Origin of the sequence: Lachnospira multipara LB2003 (assembly GCF_000702205.1) — a bacterium.
Classification (GTDB): domain Bacteria; phylum Bacillota; class Clostridia; order Lachnospirales; family Lachnospiraceae; genus Lachnospira; species Lachnospira multipara_A.
Genome location: NZ_KL370871.1, coordinates 82,596 through 108,652, shown reverse-complemented (window position 1 = coordinate 108,652; position 26,057 = coordinate 82,596). Strand labels below are relative to the sequence as shown.

The window sequence follows — 26,057 nt, the reverse complement described above, 5'->3', positions numbered from 1 at the left end:
ATGAAAAAATTCATGCTTTTATTTATTATTGGCCAGCTATTTGTATATTCTTTTATATTTAGCAAATCTTTTTACGATGTTTATATATTAAATAATATAACAAATAGTAATTTAAATGCATATTATATAGATGATGTTACTGGCAATAATTTAGAGCGTATTTATAACTGTTTGGTTGAATATAATGCAGAAATAGAAATTGTTAAAGAGCCAGTATCTAATAATTCAATTCAAGAATATAGAGTGCTATATTCTAATAATCTTAAAATTTCAAAAAAAGTTCCAATTAATAAAGATAAAAAAATAACTTATGCAGAGTTATCAAAAGATGATTTTGTTGATTCTATTGGTGTATTTTATACAGAATTAAATCATAACGATATGAATAAAATTTCTGAGGAATTAGAATTGGAGATAAAAGCATATGGAGAAAATCCAATAGATTATATTCAAATTTTAAAGAACAATGGCGTAAATTTTACAATTTTATTGGTAATAACTCAAGTTATTCTTTTTATATATACATGTACTCGTATAAAAATAAATGCAATAAAAAAGTTAAATGGATTTAGTGCTTTTAGGATGGTAAAAGATTCTTTATATGAATTTCTGAAGTTAGAAATATTATCAGTTATTGTTATTTTGTTATTAAATGTAACTTATATATGTGTTATAAAAAGATTTAGTTTTAATTATCTGGTTTTGTTATTATTTTTTATTGCTATTGTTGTTTTAATAACTGTTATACAATTAATGTTAACTCAAATTAGTATAAGATTTATAGATATAAGTGATATGATAAAAAATAAAACTTTTAGACCTGCTTGGTCTTTAGTAATGAATTTTACAAAGATAATTTTGTTAGTTGCAATTACGTTATCAATCACATCATTAAGTATTCAATTAGATAATTATAATGAAACTTTAAACAATATTAATAAGTATAGACAATTGAATACGTATTTTACATCTAATGGTTATAATGCTCAGGAATATGATAAGTGTTTTTCAAAAAAAGAAGAGATAATAAAAATATCTGATGATATGAAGAGAATGTATGAAGAAAATGAAGAATTAGCCTTGTTAATAGATGCCAATATAACAACGTATTCTACAGATGCATATTATAATTTATATAATACTAGTTTTAACGATTTATTAAATTCATATCAAGATAATTATGTAGTAGTTAATAATAAGTATTATAAAACCTTTATGCAATTAAAAGATGAAAATGGAGTATTTATAGATGAATTACCGGATAAAACTATATTGATTCCTAAAAAATATAAGAATGATTATAAAGTTATTGATTATTGTAAGGAAAAATATTCAGAGCTTTACAATTATGATGTTTATTATAAAAACGAAAATGAAGTCGAAATAAGAGATATTAATATTATATTTATTGATGATAACCAGAATATACCTATTTTGGATGAATATATAATTGAATCTAATCAGAAAATAACTAATTCTATTATATATGTAGATGATTCTAATTTAGCAGGCACTTGGTATTTGGAAGAATTAGCTAAAGGAAAACTATCATTTAAATTACCTGATAGATCAGAATATCAGAAAATGTTAGTTAAATATTCATTAAATGAAATGCTGTCATCTGCAACTTTATTAACACCTTTATCAGATGATATAAGATATTATGAGTTTATTGTAGATCAAGCAATAATATTTGTAATCTTATTTATTGCAACACTAATATTAATAGTGTATTTTTCTTGCTATTTAGAGATAATGATAAATCGTAAAAAATACGCTATTAAATATTTAATGGGCTTTTCTAATTTTAAAATTCTTCAATCGCAGTTATTTTATGATTTGTTGTTGCTTATAATAACGTTTTTTTTGCTTGCTTTAAAACAAAATATATTTGCAATGATTATAGGAATAGTAGCAGATCTAATATTTATAATAATGATTTTTAACAAGGAAATAATTAAGTCTATATCAGATATAATGAAAGGGGAATGATTAATGAATGAGATTTTATTATTAAAAGGAATATCAAAAAAATATGATAATAATGAGGTATTATCAGGAGTAAATTTATCTGTTATGAGTGGAGATATGATTGCAATTGTTGGTGAAAGTGGAAGAGGAAAGACTACTTTGCTGAATATATTAGGTTTAATAATTAATCCATCAGATGGTGAATATTTAATAAATGGAAAACAAATAAAAAATGTTGATTCAAGAGAAGCTATGATGATTAGAAGAAATTATATTGGGTATTTATTTCAAAATTATGGTTTGGTGGAAGATGAAACAGTAGAATGGAATATAAAACTGGCATTCAGTTATAAGAAAATGAAAAATAAAGAAAAAAATGATGAGGTTTTGTTTTATTTACAAAAATTTGGATTGGTGAATCTTCTAAAAAAGAAGGTTTATCAACTAAGTGGTGGAGAGCAACAACGAGTAGCTTTAATTAGGCTAATGATAAAAGATACACCGATAATACTTGCAGATGAACCGACTGGATCGCTTGATAAAAATAATAGAGACTTGATAATGGAGGAATTAATAAAATTTAATAAATTAGGTAAGACAATTATAATAGTTACACATGATAATGAAGTTGCAAATATGTGTAAAAGAAAAATTGATTTAAATTAGATAATCTTTCCTACATTTGTTTTGATTTATGATAATATAGAGCAGATGGAGGAAATATGCAGTTTACAACATGACTCCCAAAAATTTAGAAGAAGGTGCTAGATATGAAGTGCGATAAGAAAAATATGTTGCTCTATGCAGTAACAGACAGGGCCTGGACAGGTAAACAAAGTCTTTATGAACAGGTAGAGGAAGCTCTTAAAGGAGGAATTACTTGCCTTCAGTTAAGAGAAAAGAATTTATCAGACGAGGAGTTTTTAAAGGAAGCTATTAAGATTAAAGCATTGTGTAATAAATACAAGGTTCCTTTTTTTATAAATGACAATGTGGAAGTTGCGATTAAATGTGGAGCAGATGGAATTCATGTAGGACAAGATGATATGGCAGCAGGAAGGGTTAGAGAACTTGTGGGAGACAAGATGATGATAGGAGTTTCAGCTCATTCTGTTAAAGAAGCGGTTGAAGCTGTTAAAAATGGCGCAGATTGTTTAGGGGTAGGCGCTATATTTTCAACATCAACTAAAAAAGATGCCAGTGTGCTTGACTTAAGTGTTGTATCTGATATCTGTAAGGCAGTATCTGTGCCTGTTGTAGCAATAGGTGGTATAAAAAAGGACAATATATCTAAGCTAAAGGGCACAGGAGTTGACGGAGTTGCTTTAGTTAGTGCAATTTTTGCAGCTGATGATATAAAGGCTGAATGTGAAGAATTAAGAAAACTTTCAGAAGATATGATTAAATAAGTGATTAACTAATAAAAGTAAAGCTTGTTAGATTAGGAATAGGTTTTTCCTGCTCTAACAAGCTTTTATTATTAATTAGTTTGTAGCCTCAAGATGTCTGTTATTATGTCTATTAATAAGATTAAGGCAGCTTGCTTTAATTTTATATCTATAAGCAAGTATTATTGAAAGAATTGCCCCAAGGTAAGTTTGTGTAATTTCATAAGGCATAGTAAGAATAGCGTATTCCTTAGTACTATAAACAAAGGCTTTACCAAGTGTGTAGCCAAGAACCATAACAAGTCCACCGACAATTACTGCAATAATAGATGCAAGCTTAGGTCTATCTTTAAAGCTGTGATGGGCGATTAAAGAAATAACTAATGCTTGAAGTCCATGAGTTATTAATGAAACAAACATTGTTAAGGGGTAAAAAATTAAGTCTCCCAAAAAAGAACCCACACCGCCAACAATAAAGCTTTCAAAAGGATTTAGTATTAAAGCAGCAAGGCAGATAACCATATCACATAGATAAACATGACCACCAGGTACAGGTAAACCAAAAGATGAAAAGGCTATATTAAGTGCTATAAACAATGCTGTAATAGTAATTCTTATTGGGTTTATCTTTTGTGAGTTGTTTACTTCGTTATAAGTATTATTTTTAGTAATCATTTTCCATTGCTCCTTTACTTTTTGTTTCTGAAAGATTACCATTAAACTGAGTATATAGAAATAACCAGAAAAGGAGTTTTTAATATAACCAGATGAATATAAAAATAGATAATAAAGTAGAAAAACCGGCATATATTCAACTATACGAGGGACTTGTAAAGAATATTGTTGATGGGGTTTATCCTTATGGCAGTAAATTGCCATCAAAGCGAACAATTGCTGCAGACACGGAAACTAGCGTTATTACAGTAGAACATGCAATAACTCTACTTAATGAAGAGGGTTATACAAGGTCAAAAGAGAGAAGCGGTGTTTTTGTTATTTTTAAGGATGAAGATTTTATAGGCAATAAATTAGAGAATAGAATAAATGATAAAGGCGCTAATAAAGCTAATGCTAACAGTGATTATAATGCTTATGATAAGGGTGATGATGGGAAAAATGAAGAAAAGAAGGGCGATTTTCCAATTTCTGTATTAAATAAAACCATAAGAAAAATATTGCTTGATTATGGTGATAAGCTTCTAATAAAATCACCTAATTATGGATGTATAGAGCTTAGAAATGAAATATGTTTTTATTTGGCAAGAAGCAGAGGAATACATATACAAGCACAGCAGGTAATAATAGGGTCTGGTGCTGAGTATTTTTATGGCTTAATTGCGCAGTTTTTAGGACATCAAAAATATGTAGCAATAGAAAATCCGTCATATAATAAGATACGATTAGTGTATGAATCCTTTGGCTTAGTTTGTGATATGCTTGATTTATCAGACAATGGAATATCATCGGATAAGTTGGAGATGACAAAGGCTAAATTATTGCATGTGACACCATTTAATAGCTATCCATCAGGTATAACTGCTGATATTTCTAAGAAAAATGAGTATTTAAATTGGGCGAGAAAAAGAAATGGAATAATTATAGAAGATAATTTTGACTCAGAACTTACAGTTTCAAGAAAGCTTGAAGAGCCGCTTTTTTCAATGGCAAGTGATGTAAATGTAATCTATATAAATACTTTTTCTAGAACAATAGCGCCTTCTATGCGTATAGGATATATGATTTTACCTAGGGATTTAGTGGAAAAATTCAATAAAAAACTGGGCTTTTATTCATGTACTGTGCCTATTTTTGAGCAATACTTAATTATGGAATTATTAAAAAATGGAGAGTTTGAAAGACATATAAATAGGATTAGAAGAAAAAAGAGAAATGATATACAAAATAACAATTATAAAGCTTGACTATAATTTATTCGATTTTTATAATTAATCATAAGGGTTAGTTATAAAAGTTAGAGGTGATAATTTAATGAAGGGGAAAAGAGAAATAGCAAGTTTTTTATATTTAACAATAGGTGCAGTATTTGCCGCTTTTGCTATTGAGGAATTTTTAGTGCCAGTACTAGTATTAGATGGAGGAGTTGTAGGTGTAAGTATGATTATTTCCCAGTTAACGGGAATAACCCTTGGTATACTTACATTTGTGCTTAATATACCATTTCTAATTGTGGGACTTAAGAATATGGGTAAGGGATTTTTTATAGCAGCAATTTATTCAATGATTCTTTTTTCAGTATCATTAGCTGTTTTTGCCAATTTAAAATATGTAACAGAGGATGCGCTACTTGGGGTAGTTTTTGGAGGCGTGTTACTAGGGCTTGGAGTAGGATTTGTACTTAGAGGAGGAGGATGCCTTGATGGAACAGAGACTGTGGCACTTTTATTAAGCAGGAAAAGCTCATTTTCTGTGGGTCAGGTGGTTTTTATAATTAATATTTTTATTTACGCAACAGCAGGATTTTTGTTTGGATGGGATAGGGCGCTTTATTCCCTTTTGACATACTTTATATCATTTAAGATAATTGATATGGTTGAAGAGGGCCTAGATCAAGGAAAAGCTGCAATGATAATAACACAAAATGGTGAAGAACTAGCAGGTGAAATATATAAAAAGCTAGGCAGAACCTGTACTATGATGGATGGCCAGGGTCTTATTTCATCTGATAAGAAGTGTATTTTATACTGCGTAATAACAAGAATTGAAGTGGCAACTCTAAGAAAAATTGTAAGGGAATCTAATGAGTCGGCTTTTGTAACAATTACAGATGTATCTGAAATAGTAGGAAATCATGTAAAAAAGACACCTAATGAAAATGCACAATAGGGATTTTACATTGAAATTAAAATCTGTTATTATATGCTTTACTATTTAAATATAGAAAAAGCGTTTTCAGATATATCTTAGGGAAAGGCGGTAAATTTATGAATCCAATGGATGAAATTTTTAAGAATAAGAAGGATGAGGATCTTGATGAAATCGAGAAACTCTTTAAGTATGCAAAATTAGATGATGCTCCAGATGAGGACAGAAATTCTAAGAACTATAATCCATTTAGTCATTTAGATGACGATATTGAAGATTAGAATAAAAAGGACATAGGAATCAATTATTTTGATTCTTATGTCCTTTTTTTACAAAATTAAAATGTCTATTTTTTACAATATATAATATCTGATTTAAGATAGCTTCTTAACCACATCTGTAGGTGCCTTAGTTAAAAGGCTAACTATAATATTTACAATTAAAGCAATAATAAATGCAGGTAAAAGTTCATATATAGCAAAGAAACCACCAAGGCCACTTATAATATATTTCCATACAAATACTAAGATAGCACCCACAATCATTCCACAAAGAGCCCCTTCTTTAGTTGAACGCTTCCAAAAAAGAGCAAGTAATACAACAGGTCCAAAGGAAGCACCAAATCCAGCCCAAGCAAAAGATACAATAGAAAATACGGAACTATTAGGATCTCTTGCAATAAAGATGGCAATTACAGAAATAATCACAACAGTAAGTTTTGCAATCTTAACTGACATTTCATCAGATAATTTTTTACCAAAGAAAGACTGAATAAGGTCAGAAGATATAGCAGAAGCAGAAGCAAGAAGCTGTGAATCTGCAGTTGACATTGTAGCGGCAAGAATACCAGCAAGGATAAGACCAGCAACAATTGCAGGGAATAATCCATAACTACTCATAAGGTTAGCAATATGAATAATAATTCTTTCTGAGTCTCCAGAGTTAGTAAATGTAGGAATAATGCCATGAGCGCTCATACCAAGACCTACAATACCAATAAGAAGGGCAACAGACATAGAAATTACAACCCATATACTAGCTACACGTCTAGAAGTTTTGATTTTGTCAACATCGCCAATAGCCATAAATCGAATAAGAATGTGTGGCATACCAAAATAACCAAGGCCCCATGCAAGCATTGAAATTGCTGTAATAACGGAATATGGACTAGCAGTATTAGTGTCTGAATTATGTATCTTTGTGATACTAAAGAAGCCTGGAAGATCTTTAGCGTTATTAATAACAGCTGTTAAACCACCAGCTTCATTAATACCAAAAATAATAACAATAAATAAAGCAATAGTCATACAAATACCCTGAATTAAATCAGTTGTACAAACAGCCTTAAAACCGCCCATAGTACAGTAAAGTGCAATGATAATAGCACTTACAATCATGGCAAGTAAGTAATTAACACCAAAAAGTGTATTAAACAATTTACCACATGCAGCAAAACCAGATGCTGTATAAGGAATGAAGAATATAACAATAATTAAAGCAGAAATACAAGTTAAGATATTCTTCTTATCATCAAAACGCTTTGAAAAATATTCAGGTACAGTTATTGCTTCAAGTATTTCTGTTTGCTTACGTACTTTTTTGGCAACAAAAAGCCAGTTAATATAAGTACCAAGAGCCAAACCAAGAATTGTCCAGAAAGGATCAGCAAGTCCAGATAAATAAGCAAGTCCAGGAATACCCATTAAAAGCCAGCTACTCATATCGGAAGCTTCAGCACTCATAGCAGTAACGAAAGGTCCAAGCTTTCTACCGCCTAAATAAAAATCACTTGTATCTTCATTATCTTTAGAAAATACAATACCAACAACAATCATCATAATAAGATAGACTGCAATGGTAACAGTTAAACAGACCTGAGCTGTCATAATTTATTCTCCTTTATTTAAATTGTACATCAAAAAATCACGACTAAATATAACATATCTGATTTTATAAGTATACTTTACCATAGTAACGTGACGCACTTATGAAGTCAAGATGAAAAATAAATTCTTTTACCTTTAAAAAAAGTGTGCTATAATAGGCAAAGCCTATATATAGTTTAAAGGAGGATAATATAAAAATGGGTGCTATTGATGAGAAAATGGAAGAACTTGGAGTTATTCCAGTAGTAGTTTTAAACGATGTTAAGGATGCAGTACCTCTTGCTAAGGCATTAGTTGAAGGTGGTATTCCATGTGCTGAGGTTACATTCCGTACAGCAGCAGCTGAAGAATCAATCAGAGAAATTAAGAAGGCTTATCCAGAGATGTTACTTATCGCTGGTACTGTTCTTACAACAGAGCAGGTTGATAGAGCTGTAGCTGCAGGTGCAGAAATGATCGTTGCTCCAGGTTTCGATCCAGAAATCGTTGATTATTGTTTAGAGAAGAACATTCCTGTTTGCCCAGGTATTGTTACACCATCTGAACTTGCTCAGGCTGTTAAGAGAGGCCTTACAAGAGTTAAGTTCTTCCCAGCTGAAGCTGCAGGCGGACTTAAGATGATCAAGGCTATGACAGCTGCTTACACTAACGTAAGAATCATGCCTACAGGTGGAATCAACGCTAAGAATATTACAGAATATCTTGAATGCGATAAGATCTTCTGCTGTGGTGGTTCTTGGATGGTTAAGGGTGACTTAATCAAGGCTGGCGAATTCGATAAGATTAAGGAAATGACAGCTGAAGCTAAGGCACTTGCTGCAAGCATTCGTAATAAGTAATTCATTATAAAATGAATATAAGATATGTATAATTTAGCCAACTGCTAGTGTATAATACATTAGCAGTTGGTTTTTTAATGCAGTGAATAGGGAGGTTTTTATGAAAAAAAGCTTTGGATTTATGCCAGATGGTAGGGAAGTTTATATGATTGAATTACATAGTGGAAAGTTAAGCGCTAAGGTTTTGACATATGGTGCAATTATTCAGTCATTTTGTGTTCCAGATAAGGATGGCAATATAAAGGATATAGTACTAGGTTTTGATAATTTAGAGGATTATATAGAACAGGATAAGTGCTTTGGATGTATTGTGGGACGTTGTACTAATAGAATATCCAATGCAAGTTTTAAACTTAATGGAATAGAATATAAGCTATATAAGAATAGCCAGGGAAATTCAAGTCACGGTGGAAAAATTGGTTTTTCAAAAAAGATATGGGATATAGACAATATAAGTGAGAATTCTGTAACCCTTCACTTATTTAGTCCTGACATGGAAGAAAATTATCCAGGAGATTTGGATATATATGTTAGATATACCCTTACAGAAAAATCCCTTAGACTTGAATATAATGGACATTGTAATAAAGATACAATAGTTAATCTAACAAACCATGCATATTTTAATTTAGAAGGACATGAATCAGGAGATATAAGTAATCATTTAATAAGTATAAATGCAGACTACTTTTTAAGAACAGATAATAAGACAGTACCTGATGGTACAATAGTAAGTGTAGCTGGTACACCCCTTGATTTAAGACAATTACAGCCAATAGGCAATAATATAGATTCAGATTATGATCAAATAAAGTGGAGTAAAGGCTTTGATAGAAACTGGTGCATTAATGGTAAGCTAAGAGACTTTAATAAGGCATGTGAGTTAATAGGACCAAATTCCAAGATAAAGCTAGAGATGTATACAACACAGCCAGGAATTCAGTTATATACAGGCAATTATTTAGGAAGTGATAGAAAAGCTAAAGATGGTGTTACTTATGTGGATAGAGGCGGTTATGCCCTTGAAGCACAGGGTTATCCAGATGCAATTAATCATCCTAATTTCCCAAGTGTAGTGCTTAAGGCAGGGGAAGAATACAAAGAAAAAACAGAATATTTTGTTGATATTGAAAAATGCGAATAAATTGCAAATTTATTGACAAGAAAAGTGTGAAGTGTTAAAATGCAAAAGGTTTGCAAATTGATAGTTAATGAGGAATAGAATATGAAAGAATATAAAACAAAAGCAAGAGATTGTATAATGGAATATTTTAAGAATCATTGCGATGAAAGGGTAACAGCTCAAGCTGTTTATCAGTATTTAGTGGACAACGGGAATAACGTTAACCTTGCCACAATATATCGTAACTTAGATAAGATGAGCGATAAAGGAGAACTTCTTAAATCCAAGAATGTATCGGATGATTGCGCTTATTACTCATATACTGAGAAGAATGATTCCTGCTGCAAGCATTTGCATTTGCAATGTAAGATATGCGGTCATGTTATTCATTTAGAAGAAGATATAATGACAGTGTTATATACATATGTTAATGATAAGATGGGATTTAATCTTGATTGTAAGGAATCAGTATTAATGGGAGTTTGCCCTAATTGTAATAAGAAAGCAGAAAAAGAAGGAATTTTTGCCTGCCATAATGAGAAAGAACATATGGCAGGAATTTGTACCTGTGGACATAATCATCATTAATTAATAAGGGAGACAATATGAAATCTTTAGTAAAAAAGGCACTTGTAACACTTTTTTCTTTTGTAATGCTTACAACATCACTAGTAGCTTGTTCTAAATCAGGCGTTAAGAATACTCACTATCAGTCAGCTAATATGGATGCTAAATATCAGATAGTGTGCACAATTTTTCCAATTTATGATTGGGTAACTAATATTGTAGGCGACAATGACAATGTAAATGTAACACTTTTATTAGACCAGGGAGCTGATTTACATAGCTTTCAGCCAACAACAGCAGATATAGCATTAATAGCTAATGCAGATATGTTTATTTTTGTTGGTGGAGAATCTGATGAATGGGCAATTGATGCAACATCTAATGCCAAGAATAAGAATCAGAAAGCAATCAATTTAATGGAAGTGCTTAAAGATAACGTAATTGAAGAAGAATTAAAAGAAGGTATGCAAGCAGAAGAATCTGAGGAGTCAGAGGAATCAGAAGAAATCGAATATGATGAGCATGTTTGGTTATCACTTAATAATGCTATTAAGTCAGTTAAGAATATAACATCAGCTATTTGTGAAATGGATTCAGAAAATAGTGCTATTTACACAGAGAATTCTAATAGATATATAACAGAGTTAACTGAACTTGATAATCAATATAAAGACGTAGTAAATAATGCAACAATTAAGACATTGATTTTTGGAGATAGATTCCCATTTGTTTATATGACTAATGACTATGATCTTGATTATTTTGCAGCATTTGTTGGATGCTCAGCAGAGACAGAGGCAAGCTTTGAAACAATTAGTTTTCTTGCTGAAAAGATTAATAGCCTAAATGCTAAATATGTGATTACAATTGAGAATTCTGATAAGAAGATAGCTAATACAATTATTAACAGTTCTAATAACAAGGATGCTAAGATTGTGACACTTAACTCAATGCAGTCAGTTAAGGGATCAGATATAGCAAAGGGAACATCATATATGTCTATTATGCAGGATAACTTAAGCATTCTTAAGGATGTATTAGCAAATTAGAATAAAAAAGACATGAAAGGAAGTAGAATATGTCTATTATTAAGGTTAACAATTTATCAGTAGGTTATGAGGGGAAGGCTGTAGCAACGGGACTTAACTTTACTGTAGATGAGGGGGATTACCTATGTATTATAGGTGAGAATGGAGCAGGTAAAAGTACACTTATGAAGACATTGCTTCATCTAATTAAGCCCATAGAAGGAAATCTAGAATATATGGATGGACTTATGCCTTATGAAATAGGCTATTTACCACAGCACACATTAGTTCAGAAAGATTTTCCTGCATCCGTTGAGGAAATAGTACTTTCAGGATTATTATCAAAAAGTGGTCTACGTCCTTTTTATACAAAAAACGAAAAAGAAATAGCTGCTAGAGCTATGAATAAAATGGACATAACACATTTAAAAAAGAAGTGTTATAGAAATCTTTCAGGTGGTCAAAAACAAAGAGTTTTGCTAGCTAGAGCTCTTTGCGCCACATCAAAATTATTGGTTTTAGATGAACCAACAACAGGACTAGATCCTAAAGTAACAGAAGAATTTTATAAATTAATTAGTGATCTTAATTCTGAAGGATTAACAGTTATAATGGTTAGCCATGATATGCCATCAGCAATTAAGTATTCTAATAAGATTTTACTTGTAAATCAGACACAGAAATTCTTTGGTAAGACACTTGATTATATAGACAGTGACGCAAGAAAAGAATTTGATGGCGATTTAGAAACTGTAAAGAAAGTGGAAAGGAGCGTAAATAAAGAAAATGATTAGTACTCTCATGTATTATTTAAGCTTCCCTTTTGTAAGATATGCAATTGTAGTTGGAGTTTTAATAGCACTTTGTTCATCTCTTCTTGGTGTAACACTTGTATTAAAAAGATATTCATTTATAGGTGATGGCTTATCTCATGTGGCATTTGGCGCCATGGCAGTGGCATCTGTTTTAAAATTAGCAGATATTAATGTGCTTATTTTGCCAGTTACAGTTATAAGTGCAATACTTCTACTTCGTACAGGCCAGAATACTAAGGTTAAAGGTGATGCAGCAATTGCAATGCTTTCTGTATCATCCCTTGCCATAGGTTATTTACTCATGAATGTGTTTGCCACATCAGCTAATGTAGCAGGTGATGTGTGTACAACACTTTTTGGTTCAACATCAATTCTTACACTTGATATGTCAGAAGTTGTAATGTGTATTGTTCTTTCAATTGTGGTTATATTAACATTTATTGTTTTTTATAATAAGATTTTTGCAGTGACTTTTGATGAGAATTTTGCAAAAGCCACAGGAACTAAGACAGATGCTTATAATTTACTTATTGCAGTATTAATTGCAATTATAATTGTAATAGGAATGAATTTAGTTGGTTCTCTTCTTATATCAGCTTTAATTATATTCCCAGCCCTTTCAGCAATGAGAATTATTAATAACTTTAAGGGTGTAGTTATAGCATCAGCAATTATGTCAGTAATCTGTGCCCTAGTTGGTATGATTGTTTCAATTCTATTCTCAACACCAGTAGGCGCAACAATTGTGGCAGCAGACTTAGTATTATATCTTATAACAGTTATAATTGGGAGAAAAAATTAATGGAACGTTTTAAAAGAACAGAAGTGCTTCTTGGAAGCGATGCTCTCTATAAATTAAATTCTAAAAGAGTTTGTATCTTTGGAGTTGGTGGAGTTGGTGGATATGTGGTAGAAGCACTGGTTAGAGCTGGAATTGGTCATATTGATATTGTTGATAAGGACGTGGTATCAGAAAGCAATATTAATAGGCAGATTATAGCAAGCTATAAGACCATAGGAATAAGTAAGGTTGAGGCTTTTAAAGAAAGAATAAAGGATATTAATCCTGATTGTGAAGTAATTGCCCACAATTGTTTTTATTTGCCGGAAACAAGAGATGAATTCGATTTTAGCCAATATGACTATGTGGTGGATGCAGTAGATACAGTTACAGCTAAGATAGATATAATTATGCAGGCGAAAAATGCTAACACACCAGTAATTAGTGCAATGGGTGCAGGTAATAAGCTTGATCCTACTATGTTTGAAGTGGCAGACATTTACAAGACAAGTATGTGTCCCCTTGCTAAGGTTATGAGAAGGGAACTTAAAAAACGTCAGGTAAAAAATTTAAAAGTGGTTTATTCAAAGGAAGTTCCAATAAGTCCTAACGTTTCAGAAGAGGAGCTTTTAAAGGAAATGGAAGAGACTAAGAAAAGAAGTATTCCAGGAAGTATTTCTTTTGTTCCATCTGTGGCAGGACTTATTCTTGCAAGTGAAGTTGTTAAGGACCTAATTAAATAAAAATAAAATGAAATCTTTGCATAGCTTTAAGGCTTGCAAAGATTTTTTTATGCTCTATTTCTTAATATACTAATAATATACATTTATAACGAACGCGTTGAAAATTCTCAAAAAAAATGTTATAGTAAAGCTAAACCAGTCGTGAAAAATTAAATACAAGTTTCGGGGGTAAAGAATATGAAATTTAAGCATATTAGCGTTAAATTGTTAAGTTTTTTATTGCCTGCAATTATAATTGCAATGGCCATACTAACTCTTGTGAGTGCTAATTTATCCAGAGCATCAATATCAAGATCTAATGACGAGTTAATGGAGAATGCACTTAATGGTGAAGTTAATAACATTAAAAATGTATTAACAAGAGTTGGTGCAACAGCTGAAACCGAAGCGGGACTTATATCTGAATCATATGATAGAAGTACACGACAGCAATTAGAGCAAGGCTTGCAGAAAGTAGTTGTAACATATGATAGGATTTTAGGTTCAGGTTATTGGTTTGAGCCAGGAGTATACCAGGGAGAAGCAATCTGGGGTCCATATGCTCAAAGAGGTGATAATGGAATTGAAATCACATATGATTATTCCAACGCAGAATATGATTATTTTAGCCAGGAATACTACACAAAAGTAAAGCAGAATATGGCTACAATTTATACAGATCCATATTACGATCAGACTAGTGGTTTAATAATGATGACATGTGCATCACCAATTAAGAGTCCTAGTGGTGCCTTTATTGGATGCGTAACTGTAGATATTGAGATTACAGATATTCAGGAAATCACAACTGCTATTAAAGTAGGTAAAGAAGGTTATGCATTATTGCTTTCATCAGATGGTACATTTATTGGATTTAGAAATAATGATTATGTATCAAAGGGAGTTAAGATAACAAATGCCAATAACAAGTCTCTTGCAAAAGCAGGTGAAGAAATACTTGCAGGTGATGGTGGTATTACAAGTTATACCAATGATAGCAATTTAAAGGTTCATACTTATTGGAAGACTATTGATACTACAGGTTGGAAGCTTGCAATTAACATTCCTAATAAGGAATTAGATGAACCAATTGTTGATTTAGTTACAAAGTTATTCGTAATTTGTCTATTTGCAGTTATAGCAGGTACATTAATTGTATACTTTGTAATTAAGGGATTAACAACCAAGTTATCTAAACTTACAGATTTTGCTAAGCATTTGGCAGATGGTGATTATACAGTTGATAGTATTAAGGTAACAGATGTGGATGAAATAGGAGCTCTTGGTAATTCACTTAATGATATGTACTCATCAAGTAAGTCAATTATCAAATCCATTGCGTCACATTCAGAATCGATTAATACAAGTGCTAATATGCTTAATAATGCAACTTCAGAATTATCTAATAAGTTTAATCTAATCAAGGTTAATATGTCAGATATTAATGAAGCTGTAATGTCATCATCAGCTGCAACACAGGAAGTTAACGCTTCAACAGAAGAGGTTAATTCATCAGCATCTATTCTTTCAGAGCAGGCACTTCGTTCTAAGAATATGGCTAACGAGATTATGATTAGAGCTAAGGATGTTGAAGAAAGAAGTAGATTAGCATATGACAATGCAATTAATCTTTCAAAGCAGTATGATGAATCATTACAAAAGAGTATTGATAATGCTCAGATAGTTGAGTCAATTGGAACTCTTGCAGGAATTATTTCAAATATTGCAGAACAAATAAATCTTCTTTCATTAAATGCTAGTATTGAAGCTGCTAGAGCTGGTGAGCAAGGTAAGGGCTTTGCAGTAGTTGCATCAGAAATTGGTAAACTTGCAGGTGATACAACAGAAACAGTAACTAAGATTCAAGATACAGTAGAAGATGTTCAAAAGGCATTCTTAAAGCTTACTGAGGATGCAAAGGATATACTTGGATTCGTAAATAATACAGTAACTCCAGATTATGAGGAGTTTGTTAAGGTAGGTAAGCAGTACGGCAATGATGCTAGTGAAGTGGATGAGATTTCTTCACAGATTTCAGAAATGTCAGCAACAATTGAACGTACAATGAACGAGGTAAGTATAGCAATTAATAATATCGCAGAATCTACACAGGTAACAGCAGCAAGCTCATCAGATTCACTTAGAGCTGTAGAAGATGTTTCAGCAGTAGTAACAGAAGTATCAGATATGTCAGCTAAGGAAGGCGATATTGCAAGACAATTAGACGAGGTTGTAGGTGGCTTTAAGATTTAATTTAATAGTTCTTTTGGTAACCGCTACCAGAGTTCTATATAAAAGCTAGCTTTGCTTGGAAGGACGTCATAGATAAGTCAGGTCCGATTATCTATGATGTCCTTCTTTTTTTGCGGCTAAGTGGTTTTTAAAACTACATAAAGAGTTATACAAAACTATACTATGTCACATTGATGTGATGATAATTGACAATTCAGTTATTGTATACTAAAATGAAGCTTGGTTGTGTTTTGTTTAAAGAGTAAAACAATTTGTTTGTGATAAGAAAGGAGGCATATATGAAAAAGACATTTTATTATTCAGATTATAACGATGATTTAGTTCTAAATTCCAATCAGAATTATAAACTAAAGGAGGATTATAAGTGGGTACATAATAATCCTTTTTATGTAGCATCTTCTTTTTTATTATACAAATTTCTTGTTAATACTGTGGGAAGAATTTATGATAGATTCTTTTTAAAGGTAAGCTATAAGAATAGAAAGCTTTTATCATCTAGAAAAAAGGAAGGATTTTTTCTATACAGTAATCACACACAACAAATAGGTGATGTATTTATACCAGCAGTAGGTGCAAGTCCACGACGTATTTATACAGTTGTAAGTCCATCAAATTTTGGGATTCCGGTAATAGGCAAGATACTTACAATGATAGGTGCTATTCCAACACCATCTAGCTTAGGGGAATTTCGTGAATTTAGAAAAGGGATAAACAAAAGAATAAAGGATGGACATCCTGTAATAATATATCCAGAGGCGCATTTATGGCCATATTATACTAAGATACGTCCCTTTAGCGACACGTCTTTTAAGATGCCTATAGATCTAGGGGTAGCAGCATTTTGTCAGACGGTAACATATAAAAAAGATAAAAATAGTGATAAACCAAAGATAGTTGTGTATTATGATGGTCCTTTTTATCCAGATGAGAATTTATCAAAGAGGGAGGCTTATAAAAACTTGCATGACAAGGTATATAAGAAAATGTGTGAGCGTTCAAGTTTAAGCGACTATGATTATCATGACTATATTTACGTTAATAAAGACGAAGAGGTGGGATAGCTAATTTAAGACTAAGTTTAATGGGAGATTAATATGAATATACTATATTGTGGCGATAAGAAGATGGAGAGAGGGCTTTTAATGTCCATTACTTCATTACTTGATAATAGTACAGATATTCTAAATATATATGTGTTAACTCTTGATCTTACAATGGCAGGTAAGCATTATAAGCCAGTATCTGACACATTTATAGCATATTTAGAAGAATTACTAGAAAGGGAAAGATGTGGCTCAACAATAACTAAGATTGATGTTTCCTCATTCTTTAATAGAGAAAAACCAGAGGCAAATCTAGGAACAAGATTCACACCTTGTTGCATGTTGAGATTGTATGCTGATGAACTTTCTGAAATACCAGATAAGATTTTATATTTAGATACTGATGTGTTAGCCAAAAAAGATTTTAGCGAGTTTTATAATCAGTCAATAGAAGCTTATGAATTCGCTGGCGTATTAGATTATTACGGTAAACACTTCTTTAGAAAGAAGAATAATTTTTTAAGATATGATTATGTAAACTCAGGAGTGTTACTTCTTAATATGGCTAAGATAAGGGAAACCGGGCTCTTTAAGGCAAGTAGACAACGTTGCATTTCTAAGCAGATGTTAATGCCAGATCAAAGCTCACTTAATAAACTAGCTAGGTATAAGAAAAAATGCGAAAGAAAATATAATGATCAAAGAAGAGATCACGCAGATACTGTATTTAGACACTTTACAACAACATTTAGAGTGTTCCCTAAATTTAAACAGGTAACGGTTAAACCATGGGATATAGACAAAGTTCATGAAATATTAAAGACACATGAATACGACAATTTATTTGATAGATATGAAAAATTATTGGCAGAGTATCACAACAAAAAGGCTAATGATTATTTCTCTTTAAAGAAAGGATGAAAAAATGAGACAGACAGTACCAGTATTTTTTGCAATAGATGATAATTATGCTCCATTTTTAAGTGTAGCTTTGTATTCTTTAATTGAGAATGCTTCTAAGGATAATAATTATAAGATTCACATTCTTTATAGTGAATTAAGTGAGACTAATAGAAGAAAAATAGGAAGTCTTGCAAGAGAAAATTTTGAAATTGAATTTTGTTATATGAAAGAAATAATGCAGGATCTTTCTGTAAATATTGGACTTCGTGAAATTTATCAGACAGTAACAATATATTTTAGATTATTCTTACCAGATATGTTCCCAGAGTATGATAAGGGAATTTATATAGATAGCGATATTATTGTGCCAGGAGATATTTCTGAGTTCTATAATATTGACCTTGAAGGTAATTTAATTGGAGCTATTGCAGACACATCAACATGCAATATTCCTCCTTTCAGACTTTATATGGAGGAGGCTGTAGGGATTAAGCCTGCTGAAAAATACGTTAATTCAGGCGTATTATTAATGGATTTTAAGAGATTAAGAGATGTTAAGATGGGAGAGAATTTCCTACGTCTTTACAATAAGTATCATTTTGCAACAATAGCACCAGACCAGGATTATATTAATGCTATGTGTCATGGACAGATTAAGTACTTAAGTGATGAGTGGGACGCAATGCCAACTCTTGGAAAACCAGTATTAGAACAACCAAAGCTAATACATTACAACTTAACAGATAAGCCATGGCAGTATGATAAGGTACAATACGAGAAGTATTTCTGGGACTATGCTAAAAAAAGCGAATATTATCAGGAAATCCTTGAATATAAGGCAGCTTATACACAGGAGAAAAAAGATATTGATACAAAAGAAACTAATGAAATGTTAGAGGCATCTGTAAAGATAGCAAATTCTGAAGATGCAACATTTAAGAAGATTTTTGAGTCAGGTGAGAAGGTTAGACTTTTAGCATAAATTAGACATGACTTAAAAAATGGAGGTATTTATGGGACTAGAAAGCGGTAAGGAAGTAGTAATACAAAATATCGCAAATTCTGCCAAAGAGGGAAGATTTAACGATAAAGTTGAAATTGATGATGCAGTTTTATCTAAAGAAGAAAGAAAAAGAATCTTGGGCAAATTTGTAAGACATAGACGAAGTCTTGGATATATATATTGTAATTTTATAGCAAGACGAATTGTAAACTTGGCTACTAAGATGGTAAATAAAGAGACTGAGATTGTTGGACTTGAGAATATTAAAGACTTTAAGGGTGGCGCAATCGCAACAAGTAATCATTTTAATCCGGTGGATACTACAATAGTAAGATATGGATTATATAAAGCAGGAAGAAAAAAGATGTTTATTGTAAGTCAGGATACTAATTTGTTAATGAAGGGCATACTTAGATTCCTAACAAATTATGCTGACACAATACCAATAAGTCCAGATAAGGATTATATGAATAGACATTTTCATCGTACAATTAGCCGATTGCTAACCAAGAAGAAGGAAATTGTACTTATTTATCCAGAACAGGAGATGTGGTTTAATTATCGTAAACCTAGACCACCAAAGAGAGGAGCATATTTTTATGCTGCTAAATTTAATGTGCCAATACTATCTTTTTTTACTGAGATGATAGATATAGACGATGGAAAATCAGATAGTGAGTTTAATAAGGTAAAATATGTATTACATGTATTGCCAGCAATTTATCCTGATCCTAATTTAACAGAGCGCGAGAATAGCGTGGCAATGATGAAGAAGGATTATGAGCAAAAAAAGAAGGCATATGAATTAGCTTACGGTAAAGAACTTAATTATGAATTTGATAAAAGCGATATAGCGGGCTTGAAGTAATAGAGGTAAGATTTATGTTTCCAAGTGAAAAAAAGAGAAATCATTTATTAAAGTGGGGTACTAATACAAGGATTCCCAAAACGTGTTTTTCCATAGCAGGTGTTATATTCCTAATCGTAGGATTAATATCAATAATAGAAGCTTTCAATGATCCATTATATAGATTTGGCCTGATTGTTCCTTTAGATAGCACTAAAATTATAATTGGAGGAGCTTGTTTATTTTTTGGCTTGTTTTTTGGCTTCTTTGGCTTTGTATTTTTCACATTAATAGAAAAAGGAATACATAAGGGCGAAATAAACTACCCTATTACCAATATAATGTATCCAAAGTCAAGAATTATACAAGAGGCTCTAACAACAATTGACCCTAGTTTATTAGTTGCAGTTAATGGAGATTGGATTGATGTAACATATAACTATATGCAATCCACACATATTGAGGATATTGGCCTTGAGTTTTCTAAAGCAGCTTATACTAAGATGTATAGATTAAATGATGATTATACTTTTAGCGAACTCGATTTACTACATACAACAAGTGCTTCTAATACAGGATTTGTAGGTGCAAGCTATAATAATCATATTAAGGTTGGAAGAATCAAGCATTGTAGTTTTAATGTGACATTAGATTTGACTAAAGATGGAATTGAGCCTAAAGTTTATACTTTAAATACATTAGAGCTTACTAATTATATGCATAAGTGGTTTGCTGATAGGGGATATAAAGAATGTAGATAAAGTAATTTCTAAAGAATTTATAAAAAGATAGTGATAAATTTTATTGTTTACAATCTAATATCATAAAAAGATAGTCTGTGTGCGGGTTTAAACCCATATGGACTATCTTTTTTTATCTGTTGACATATACCCAGTGGGGGTATATTATATATCTGTAAATACCCCACAGGGGTATATAAAGCTTTAGTGTGAATTGTGTATAGCTAAGGCATAAGTCGGAAGCTAATAAAGGAGTGATTTTATGTCGGATAAAGTAACTAATGAAGAAAATTTAGATTTAGAAATGATAACTAATAGTGAAGATAAAGAATGTTGTCATTGTAGCAATAAGAAGAAAGTACGAGATGATAAGGAATATAAGGACTTAATTAATAGACTTAGTAGAATTGAAGGGCAGATTAGAGGCGTTAAGAAGATGATAGAACAGGATGCTTATTGTATAGATGTTCTTAATCAGGTAAGCGCTGCAAGTAGTGCTCTTACAAGTTTTAGTAAGGTCTTACTTTCTAATCATATTAAATCATGTGTTGTTAATGATTTAAGAGAGGGTAAGGATGAATCTGTGGATGAACTTATTAAGACTATTCAGAAGTTTATGTAATTAAGAGAAAGGAATTTATGGAACAGTATAATATTACGGGTATGAGTTGTGCTGCCTGCCAGGCTAGAGTTGAGAAGGCTGTAAGTAAGGTGGAAGGCGTGGAAAGCTGTGCTGTTAGTTTACTTACTAATTCTATGGGCGTAACGGGTAATGCCAAGGAAGAGGATATAATAAAGGCAGTAACTAATGCGGGATACGGTGCTAGCAAAAGAGATGATAGTGCCTTAGTAGATACTAAGGCAGGCTCTAAGAAATTAACTGCTAGTCAAACTAGAGGTATTGAAGAAAGCCTAAAGGATACACAGACTCCAATATTAATTAAGAGATTAGTCTCATCCGTTATTGTGCTATTAGTGCTTATGTATTTTAGCATGGGACATATGATGTTTGGATTTAAGCTACCAGCATTTTTTGAAGGCAATCATATAGGACTAGCCCTAATTCAAATGATACTTTCAGGCATAATAATTATTATTAACAAGAAGTTTTTTGTAAGTGGATTTAATTCAGTTATTCATGGCGCACCTAATATGGATACTTTAGTAGCACTAGGTTCAGGTGTTTCATACCTATGGTCTGTGGCAATTCTTTTTTTAATGACTAGATATGTGGCAGATAACGAGGTGATGAAAGCTCATGAATTAATGGATTCCTTGTATTTTGAATCAGCTGCTATGATACTTGTATTAATAACAGTTGGTAAATTGCTTGAATCAATTTCAAAGGGTAAGACAACCAATGCATTAAAGAGCCTACTTAAGCTCGCAGCTAAAAAAGCCAATGTAATAAGAGATAATGAAGAAATAGAATTGCCTATAGAAGAAGTTGTTGTAGGGGATATTGTATGTGTAAGACCTGGTGAGAATGTACCAATTGATGGCTTTATTGTGGAAGGCAGCACTAGTATTGATGAATCAAGTCTTACAGGTGAGAGTATTCCTGTGGATAAGGAAGTTAATGATACAGTTTTTACAGCAACTAATAATAAATCAGGTTTTATTAAGGTTAGGGCAACAAGAGTTGGTACAGATACTTCACTTTCTAAGATAATTCAGATGGTATCAGATGCAGCAGCGACTAAAGCTCCAATAGCTAAGATAGCAGATAAGGTATCTGGTGTATTTGTCCCTGTTGTAATAGCTATTGCTATTGTAACTTTTATAGTTTGGATAGCAGTGGGAGCAGATTTAGGCTTTGCTCTTGCAAGGGCAATATCAGTTCTTGTAATTAGCTGTCCGTGTGCCCTAGGTCTTGCAACACCAGTGGCAATAATGGTGGGAAGTGGCGTTGGTGCTAGAAACGGAATTATGTTTAAGCAGGCCATATCCCTAGAACAGACAGGTAAGATGAATATTGTAGCACTTGATAAGACAGGTACTATAACTAAGGGTGAGCCTGAAGTAACAGATATAATTACAGTAGCTGATATTGCAGATAAAGAACTAGTAAAGTTGGCATTAAGTCTAGAGATAAAATCAGAACATCCATTGGCTTATGCAGTGGTTAATTATGCCAAGGACAATAATCTAGAACCTGAGTCTGTAACTGACTTTAAGGCAGTACAGGGAAATGGTCTAATGGCCAAATTAAAGGATGAGAGTCTCTTAACTGCTGGTAATAGGGAATTTATTGCTAAGTTTGCAGTGATTGATCCTTTACTTATTAAAAAAGTGGATGAATTATCTAAGATGGGAAAGACTCCTCTTATTTTTGCTAAGGGTGAAAAAGTGCTTGGACTTATTGCTGTGGCAGATGCTATTAAACCTGATTCAGCAAGTGCTATAGCTAAATTAAAGGAAATGGGCTTAAAGGTTGTTATGCTAACAGGTGATAATGAACTAACAGCTAATGAAATAGGTCGATTAGCAGGAGTTCATAAAGTTATAGCAGGAGTTAAGCCAGATGAAAAAGCTAAAGTCATTGAAGAGCTAAAAAAAGAAGGCAAGGTTCTTATGGTAGGTGATGGTATTAATGATGCACCAGCCCTAGTAAGCGCAGATATGGGTTTTGCTATAGGGGCAGGTACAGATGTAGCTATTGATTCTGCAGATGTAGTTCTTATGAAGAGTCGACTCTCAGATGTTGTAATTGCAATTAAATTATCGAAAAAGACCATAAAGAATATATACGAGAACCTATTTTGGGCATTTATCTATAACATCATAGGAATTCCTCTTGCAGCAGGAGTATATATTAGTGCCTTTGGCTGGACACTTAATCCTATGTTTGGCGCCTTTGCCATGAGTTTATCTTCATTTTGTGTAGTAACTAATGCCCTAAGACTTAATCTATTTAAAAAAGACGACACAGATGAATATGTAAGCAGTGATAAGAAAAATTGTCAGGTTAATATAGGAAATATCCCTATTAGCAATGATGATTTCTTAAATAAAGAAAAAAAGAATAATAAAGGAGACGAAAAAATGAATAAGACAATTAAAATTGAAGGAATGATGTGTGGACATTGCGAGGCTAGTGTAAAGAAAGCCTTAGAGAGTTTAGAAGGAGTAGATAAGGCAGAAGTAAGCCATGTAACAGGTGAGGCAATTGTTAGCTTATCATCAGATGTTGATAATGAAATTTTAAAGCATGCTGTTGAAGCTAAGGATTATAAGGTTTTAGATATCTTAGCTTAATTTTTTTAATGGTTTAATATACTTTACCCTTATTGTAAAAAGTGTTATAATACTTTTAGTATCTTTTGCAATTCATAAATTGCAGCTAGGTCCTAAGCAAAAGATGGTGATATCTTTTGCTTAGGACTTTTTTTCGTGAATAACTAAATAATAAACTGGAGGGAATAGTATGTTTAAACACCAAAGCATTAGACTCAAATTAATGATAATGGTTATACCATTAGGATTACTTGGCATTATTCTTACTATTTATTTTGCCAATCTAGTAAGGACAACCTCAAAAAAGAGTGAGGAAATCTATTATGAGCAGTTGTATACTGTAGATTCAGAAATTTTGTCTGCCGATAGGGATTTATATAAAGCGGCAACGGCTGAATTGTATTTTGTAATTTATTCACGTTCAGAGGATAAAGACAAAGCAGCTTCCTTAATTAAAAATTACAGTGACTATTTAAGCTCAGTTGAGAATCATATTGGAAATGTTGAGTCACTTATTAAAGAGTATCCTGAAATTGGAACACATAAGTATAATAGTACTACTATAAACGATGCCTTATCCGCATTTTGGTCTTACTATAACACTGGAAACCAAGCCTATGATTTTTCAACACAGACAGGTGATATTTCATTACAAATGACTAGCTTAATTGCAGCTAGAGGAGAACTAGAAGTTATTCAAGATATTATTCAGGACTATGCATCAGAATCTAAAAAAGATCATGAATCCGACATTGAAAAGGGAATTATGGCAGCAGGGATTGTGTCTGTAATACTCTATGTGATTATAATTATTGTTGATACATATATTATTAGATATATCAGAATTAATCTTGTAAAGGTTGATGATGATATTAATACTCTTGCTAATAATGATTTGTCCTTTGATCCATTTATTCTTGATAATGACGATGAAATTGGTTCTTTATCAAAATCAGCAGATAAGCTTCAAGAAGGTCTATCTGATATTGTAGGACAAATCTATGATTCATCAGATAATGTATCATCTTCAAGTAAAGAAATATCAGGACTTGCATCTGTTTGTAATGATCAAATTGAAGCAGTAGCTAATGCTGTAAATGATATGGCATCTACAGCAACAACACAGGCTGGAGACATAACAAGACTTTCAGATAATATGACAGATATTCAAGGACTTATTGAGGAAAATGGTGAGGCTTCACAAAATCTAGCTGATGCTTCAGGAGAAATTGATCATGTTACATCAGAAGGTATGACAGAAGTAGAAAGACTTACTAGTGTAACTAAGGAGTCATTAGATAGCTTTAATCAGATTTTTGGTCTACTTTCAAGTATTACAGAGGCAGCTAATAAAATTGGTGAATCAAGCTCACTTATTACAGATATTGCATCTCAGACAAATTTATTATCACTTAATGCAAGTATTGAAGCAGCAAGAGCAGGTGAGGCAGGACGTGGATTTGCAGTTGTTGCTGAGCAGATTAGACAGTTAGCAGAACAGTCAGCAGGATCAGCAAGTACCATTAATGAAATGCTTGATGAATTAACAAAGGCAAGTGAAATGGCTGATAAACAAAGTAAGGTTGTAAAGGACTGTGTTAGGGCACAGACTGAATCTGTAGAGGCTACAAAGGGCAAGTTTGTTGATATTGTTGATTCTATAAATAAGGTAAATCAGGCAATCAAAAAGATTACCGATGTAAACAAGGTTATTAGTTCTAATTTCATGGATGTTAACGACCTTGTAACATCTCTTTCAGCTTCTGCCGAGGAAAATGCAGCAAGTAGTGAGGAAATAGCAGCAACAACAGATATGATTAAAAATAGTGTGAGTGATGTTTATAATAAATCTAAAGAAATTAATGTGGAGGCTGACCTTTTAGTTGATGAGGTTAAGCACTTTAAGTTAAAGGGTCGTGATTAGATTTAAATCAGAATGCTAATTTTATACATATGTATATTTAAAATGATGAATCGTGCATATTTTGCACGATTCATTTATTTTTTGTGTTATATAAAAGATTGCGGAAAAAAATTTTCTTTTGTATCATTGTATTGTTACAAAAAAATTATACGGAGGAAATTAAT

General features: G+C 32.0%; 24 protein-coding genes. 22 read left to right on the top strand and 2 right to left on the bottom strand.

The window, feature by feature from the left end; all coding sequences use genetic code 11:
• The 3 genes from T537_RS0109940 (at window position 1) to thiE (ending at window position 3,380) form a co-directional block, all read left to right on the top strand.
• Window positions 1–1,992: a hypothetical protein gene (locus tag T537_RS0109940; protein ID WP_031557666.1), complete on the top strand. Its 1,992-nt coding sequence runs from the start codon at window positions 1–3 to the stop codon at window positions 1,990–1,992.
• A gap of 3 nt (window positions 1,993–1,995) precedes the next feature.
• On the top strand, window positions 1,996–2,637 hold the full coding sequence (locus tag T537_RS0109935) for a putative bacteriocin export ABC transporter (RefSeq protein WP_031557662.1): 642 nt from the start codon (window positions 1,996–1,998) through the stop codon (window positions 2,635–2,637).
• A gap of 104 nt (window positions 2,638–2,741) precedes the next feature.
• Complete coding sequence (gene thiE / locus T537_RS0109930) at window positions 2,742–3,380, top strand: thiamine phosphate synthase (protein ID WP_031557660.1); 639 nt, start codon at window positions 2,742–2,744, stop codon at window positions 3,378–3,380.
• A 75-nt stretch (window positions 3,381–3,455) separates the two neighbouring features.
• Here the strand turns inward: thiE and T537_RS0109925 are convergent, their stop codons facing one another.
• Window positions 3,456–4,034, bottom strand: coding sequence for an ECF transporter S component (locus T537_RS0109925; protein WP_081823289.1), 579 nt, complete (start codon window positions 4,032–4,034; stop codon window positions 3,456–3,458).
• Between the two features lie 92 nt (window positions 4,035–4,126).
• On the opposite strand from T537_RS0109925, the gene T537_RS0109920 reads away from it, so the two are divergent.
• The 3 genes from T537_RS0109920 to T537_RS12895 all read left to right on the top strand — a co-directional run bounded on the left by T537_RS0109920 (window position 4,127) and on the right by T537_RS12895 (window position 6,463).
• Window positions 4,127–5,281, top strand: coding sequence for a MocR-like pyridoxine biosynthesis transcription factor PdxR (locus T537_RS0109920; protein WP_031557655.1), 1,155 nt, complete (start codon window positions 4,127–4,129; stop codon window positions 5,279–5,281).
• 67 nt (window positions 5,282–5,348) lie between these two features.
• Window positions 5,349–6,203: a YitT family protein gene (locus T537_RS0109915; protein ID WP_031557654.1), complete on the top strand. Its 855-nt coding sequence runs from the start codon at window positions 5,349–5,351 to the stop codon at window positions 6,201–6,203.
• A 98-nt stretch (window positions 6,204–6,301) separates the two neighbouring features.
• On the top strand, window positions 6,302–6,463 hold the full coding sequence (locus tag T537_RS12895; RefSeq protein ID WP_155895259.1) for a hypothetical protein: 162 nt from the start codon (window positions 6,302–6,304) through the stop codon (window positions 6,461–6,463).
• Window positions 6,464–6,556: 93 nt separating this feature from the next.
• Here T537_RS12895 and putP read toward each other — a convergent pair whose 3' ends face one another.
• Window positions 6,557–8,071, bottom strand: a complete 1,515-nt coding sequence (gene putP / locus T537_RS0109905; RefSeq protein WP_031557652.1) for a sodium/proline symporter PutP — start codon at window positions 8,069–8,071, stop codon at window positions 6,557–6,559.
• A gap of 194 nt (window positions 8,072–8,265) precedes the next feature.
• Between putP and T537_RS0109900 the strand changes: the two genes are divergently transcribed.
• The 16 genes from T537_RS0109900 to T537_RS0109825 all read left to right on the top strand — a co-directional run bounded on the left by T537_RS0109900 (window position 8,266) and on the right by T537_RS0109825 (window position 25,893).
• Window positions 8,266–8,907 carry a bifunctional 4-hydroxy-2-oxoglutarate aldolase/2-dehydro-3-deoxy-phosphogluconate aldolase gene (locus T537_RS0109900; RefSeq protein ID WP_031557649.1) on the top strand — a complete coding sequence of 214 codons (642 nt, stop codon included), beginning with the start codon at window positions 8,266–8,268 and terminating at the stop codon, window positions 8,905–8,907.
• 100 nt (window positions 8,908–9,007) lie between these two features.
• Window positions 9,008–10,051: an aldose epimerase family protein gene (locus T537_RS0109895; RefSeq protein WP_031557646.1), complete on the top strand. Its 1,044-nt coding sequence runs from the start codon at window positions 9,008–9,010 to the stop codon at window positions 10,049–10,051.
• An 81-nt stretch (window positions 10,052–10,132) separates the two neighbouring features.
• Window positions 10,133–10,618, top strand: a complete 486-nt coding sequence (locus T537_RS0109890; protein WP_051637216.1) for a Fur family transcriptional regulator — start codon at window positions 10,133–10,135, stop codon at window positions 10,616–10,618.
• A 17-nt stretch (window positions 10,619–10,635) separates the two neighbouring features.
• Window positions 10,636–11,646 (top strand): metal ABC transporter substrate-binding protein, encoded by a 1,011-nt coding sequence (locus tag T537_RS0109885; RefSeq protein ID WP_031557642.1) that lies wholly within the window; start codon window positions 10,636–10,638, stop codon window positions 11,644–11,646.
• Between the two features lie 29 nt (window positions 11,647–11,675).
• Complete coding sequence (locus T537_RS0109880; protein ID WP_027437295.1) at window positions 11,676–12,419, top strand: metal ABC transporter ATP-binding protein; 744 nt, start codon at window positions 11,676–11,678, stop codon at window positions 12,417–12,419.
• Complete coding sequence (locus T537_RS0109875) at window positions 12,412–13,242, top strand: metal ABC transporter permease (protein ID WP_027437296.1); 831 nt, start codon at window positions 12,412–12,414, stop codon at window positions 13,240–13,242. The genes T537_RS0109880 and T537_RS0109875 overlap by 8 nt, the downstream gene beginning before the upstream one ends.
• Complete coding sequence (locus T537_RS0109870) at window positions 13,242–13,964, top strand: tRNA threonylcarbamoyladenosine dehydratase (RefSeq protein ID WP_031557640.1); 723 nt, start codon at window positions 13,242–13,244, stop codon at window positions 13,962–13,964. The genes T537_RS0109875 and T537_RS0109870 overlap by 1 nt, the downstream gene beginning before the upstream one ends.
• 177 nt (window positions 13,965–14,141) lie before the next feature.
• A complete protein-coding gene (locus T537_RS0109865; RefSeq protein WP_031557637.1) occupies window positions 14,142–16,196 on the top strand; it encodes a methyl-accepting chemotaxis protein in 2,055 nt (684 codons plus the stop codon).
• A gap of 278 nt (window positions 16,197–16,474) precedes the next feature.
• Window positions 16,475–17,257 carry a lysophospholipid acyltransferase family protein gene (locus tag T537_RS0109860; RefSeq protein ID WP_027437299.1) on the top strand — a complete coding sequence of 261 codons (783 nt, stop codon included), beginning with the start codon at window positions 16,475–16,477 and terminating at the stop codon, window positions 17,255–17,257.
• Between the two features lie 33 nt (window positions 17,258–17,290).
• The gene (locus T537_RS0109855; protein WP_027437300.1) at window positions 17,291–18,160 is read left to right on the top strand and encodes a glycosyltransferase family 8 protein; all 870 of its coding nucleotides are present in this window, start codon (window positions 17,291–17,293) and stop codon (window positions 18,158–18,160) included.
• Between the two features lie 4 nt (window positions 18,161–18,164).
• The gene (locus tag T537_RS0109850; protein ID WP_027437301.1) at window positions 18,165–19,124 is read left to right on the top strand and encodes a glycosyltransferase family 8 protein; all 960 of its coding nucleotides are present in this window, start codon (window positions 18,165–18,167) and stop codon (window positions 19,122–19,124) included.
• A 31-nt stretch (window positions 19,125–19,155) separates the two neighbouring features.
• Window positions 19,156–20,013, top strand: coding sequence for a lysophospholipid acyltransferase family protein (locus tag T537_RS0109845; protein WP_031557635.1), 858 nt, complete (start codon window positions 19,156–19,158; stop codon window positions 20,011–20,013).
• Window positions 20,014–20,027: 14 nt separating this feature from the next.
• Window positions 20,028–20,753 (top strand): hypothetical protein, encoded by a 726-nt coding sequence (locus tag T537_RS0109840; protein ID WP_031557633.1) that lies wholly within the window; start codon window positions 20,028–20,030, stop codon window positions 20,751–20,753.
• Window positions 20,754–20,994: 241 nt separating this feature from the next.
• A complete protein-coding gene (locus T537_RS0109835) occupies window positions 20,995–21,354 on the top strand; it encodes a metal-sensing transcriptional repressor (RefSeq protein ID WP_081823287.1) in 360 nt (119 codons plus the stop codon).
• 17 nt (window positions 21,355–21,371) lie between these two features.
• Window positions 21,372–23,990, top strand: coding sequence for a heavy metal translocating P-type ATPase (locus tag T537_RS0109830; RefSeq protein WP_031557629.1), 2,619 nt, complete (start codon window positions 21,372–21,374; stop codon window positions 23,988–23,990).
• A gap of 169 nt (window positions 23,991–24,159) precedes the next feature.
• Window positions 24,160–25,893, top strand: a complete 1,734-nt coding sequence (locus T537_RS0109825) for a methyl-accepting chemotaxis protein (RefSeq protein ID WP_027437306.1) — start codon at window positions 24,160–24,162, stop codon at window positions 25,891–25,893.
• Window positions 25,894–26,057: the final 164 nt, after the last annotated feature.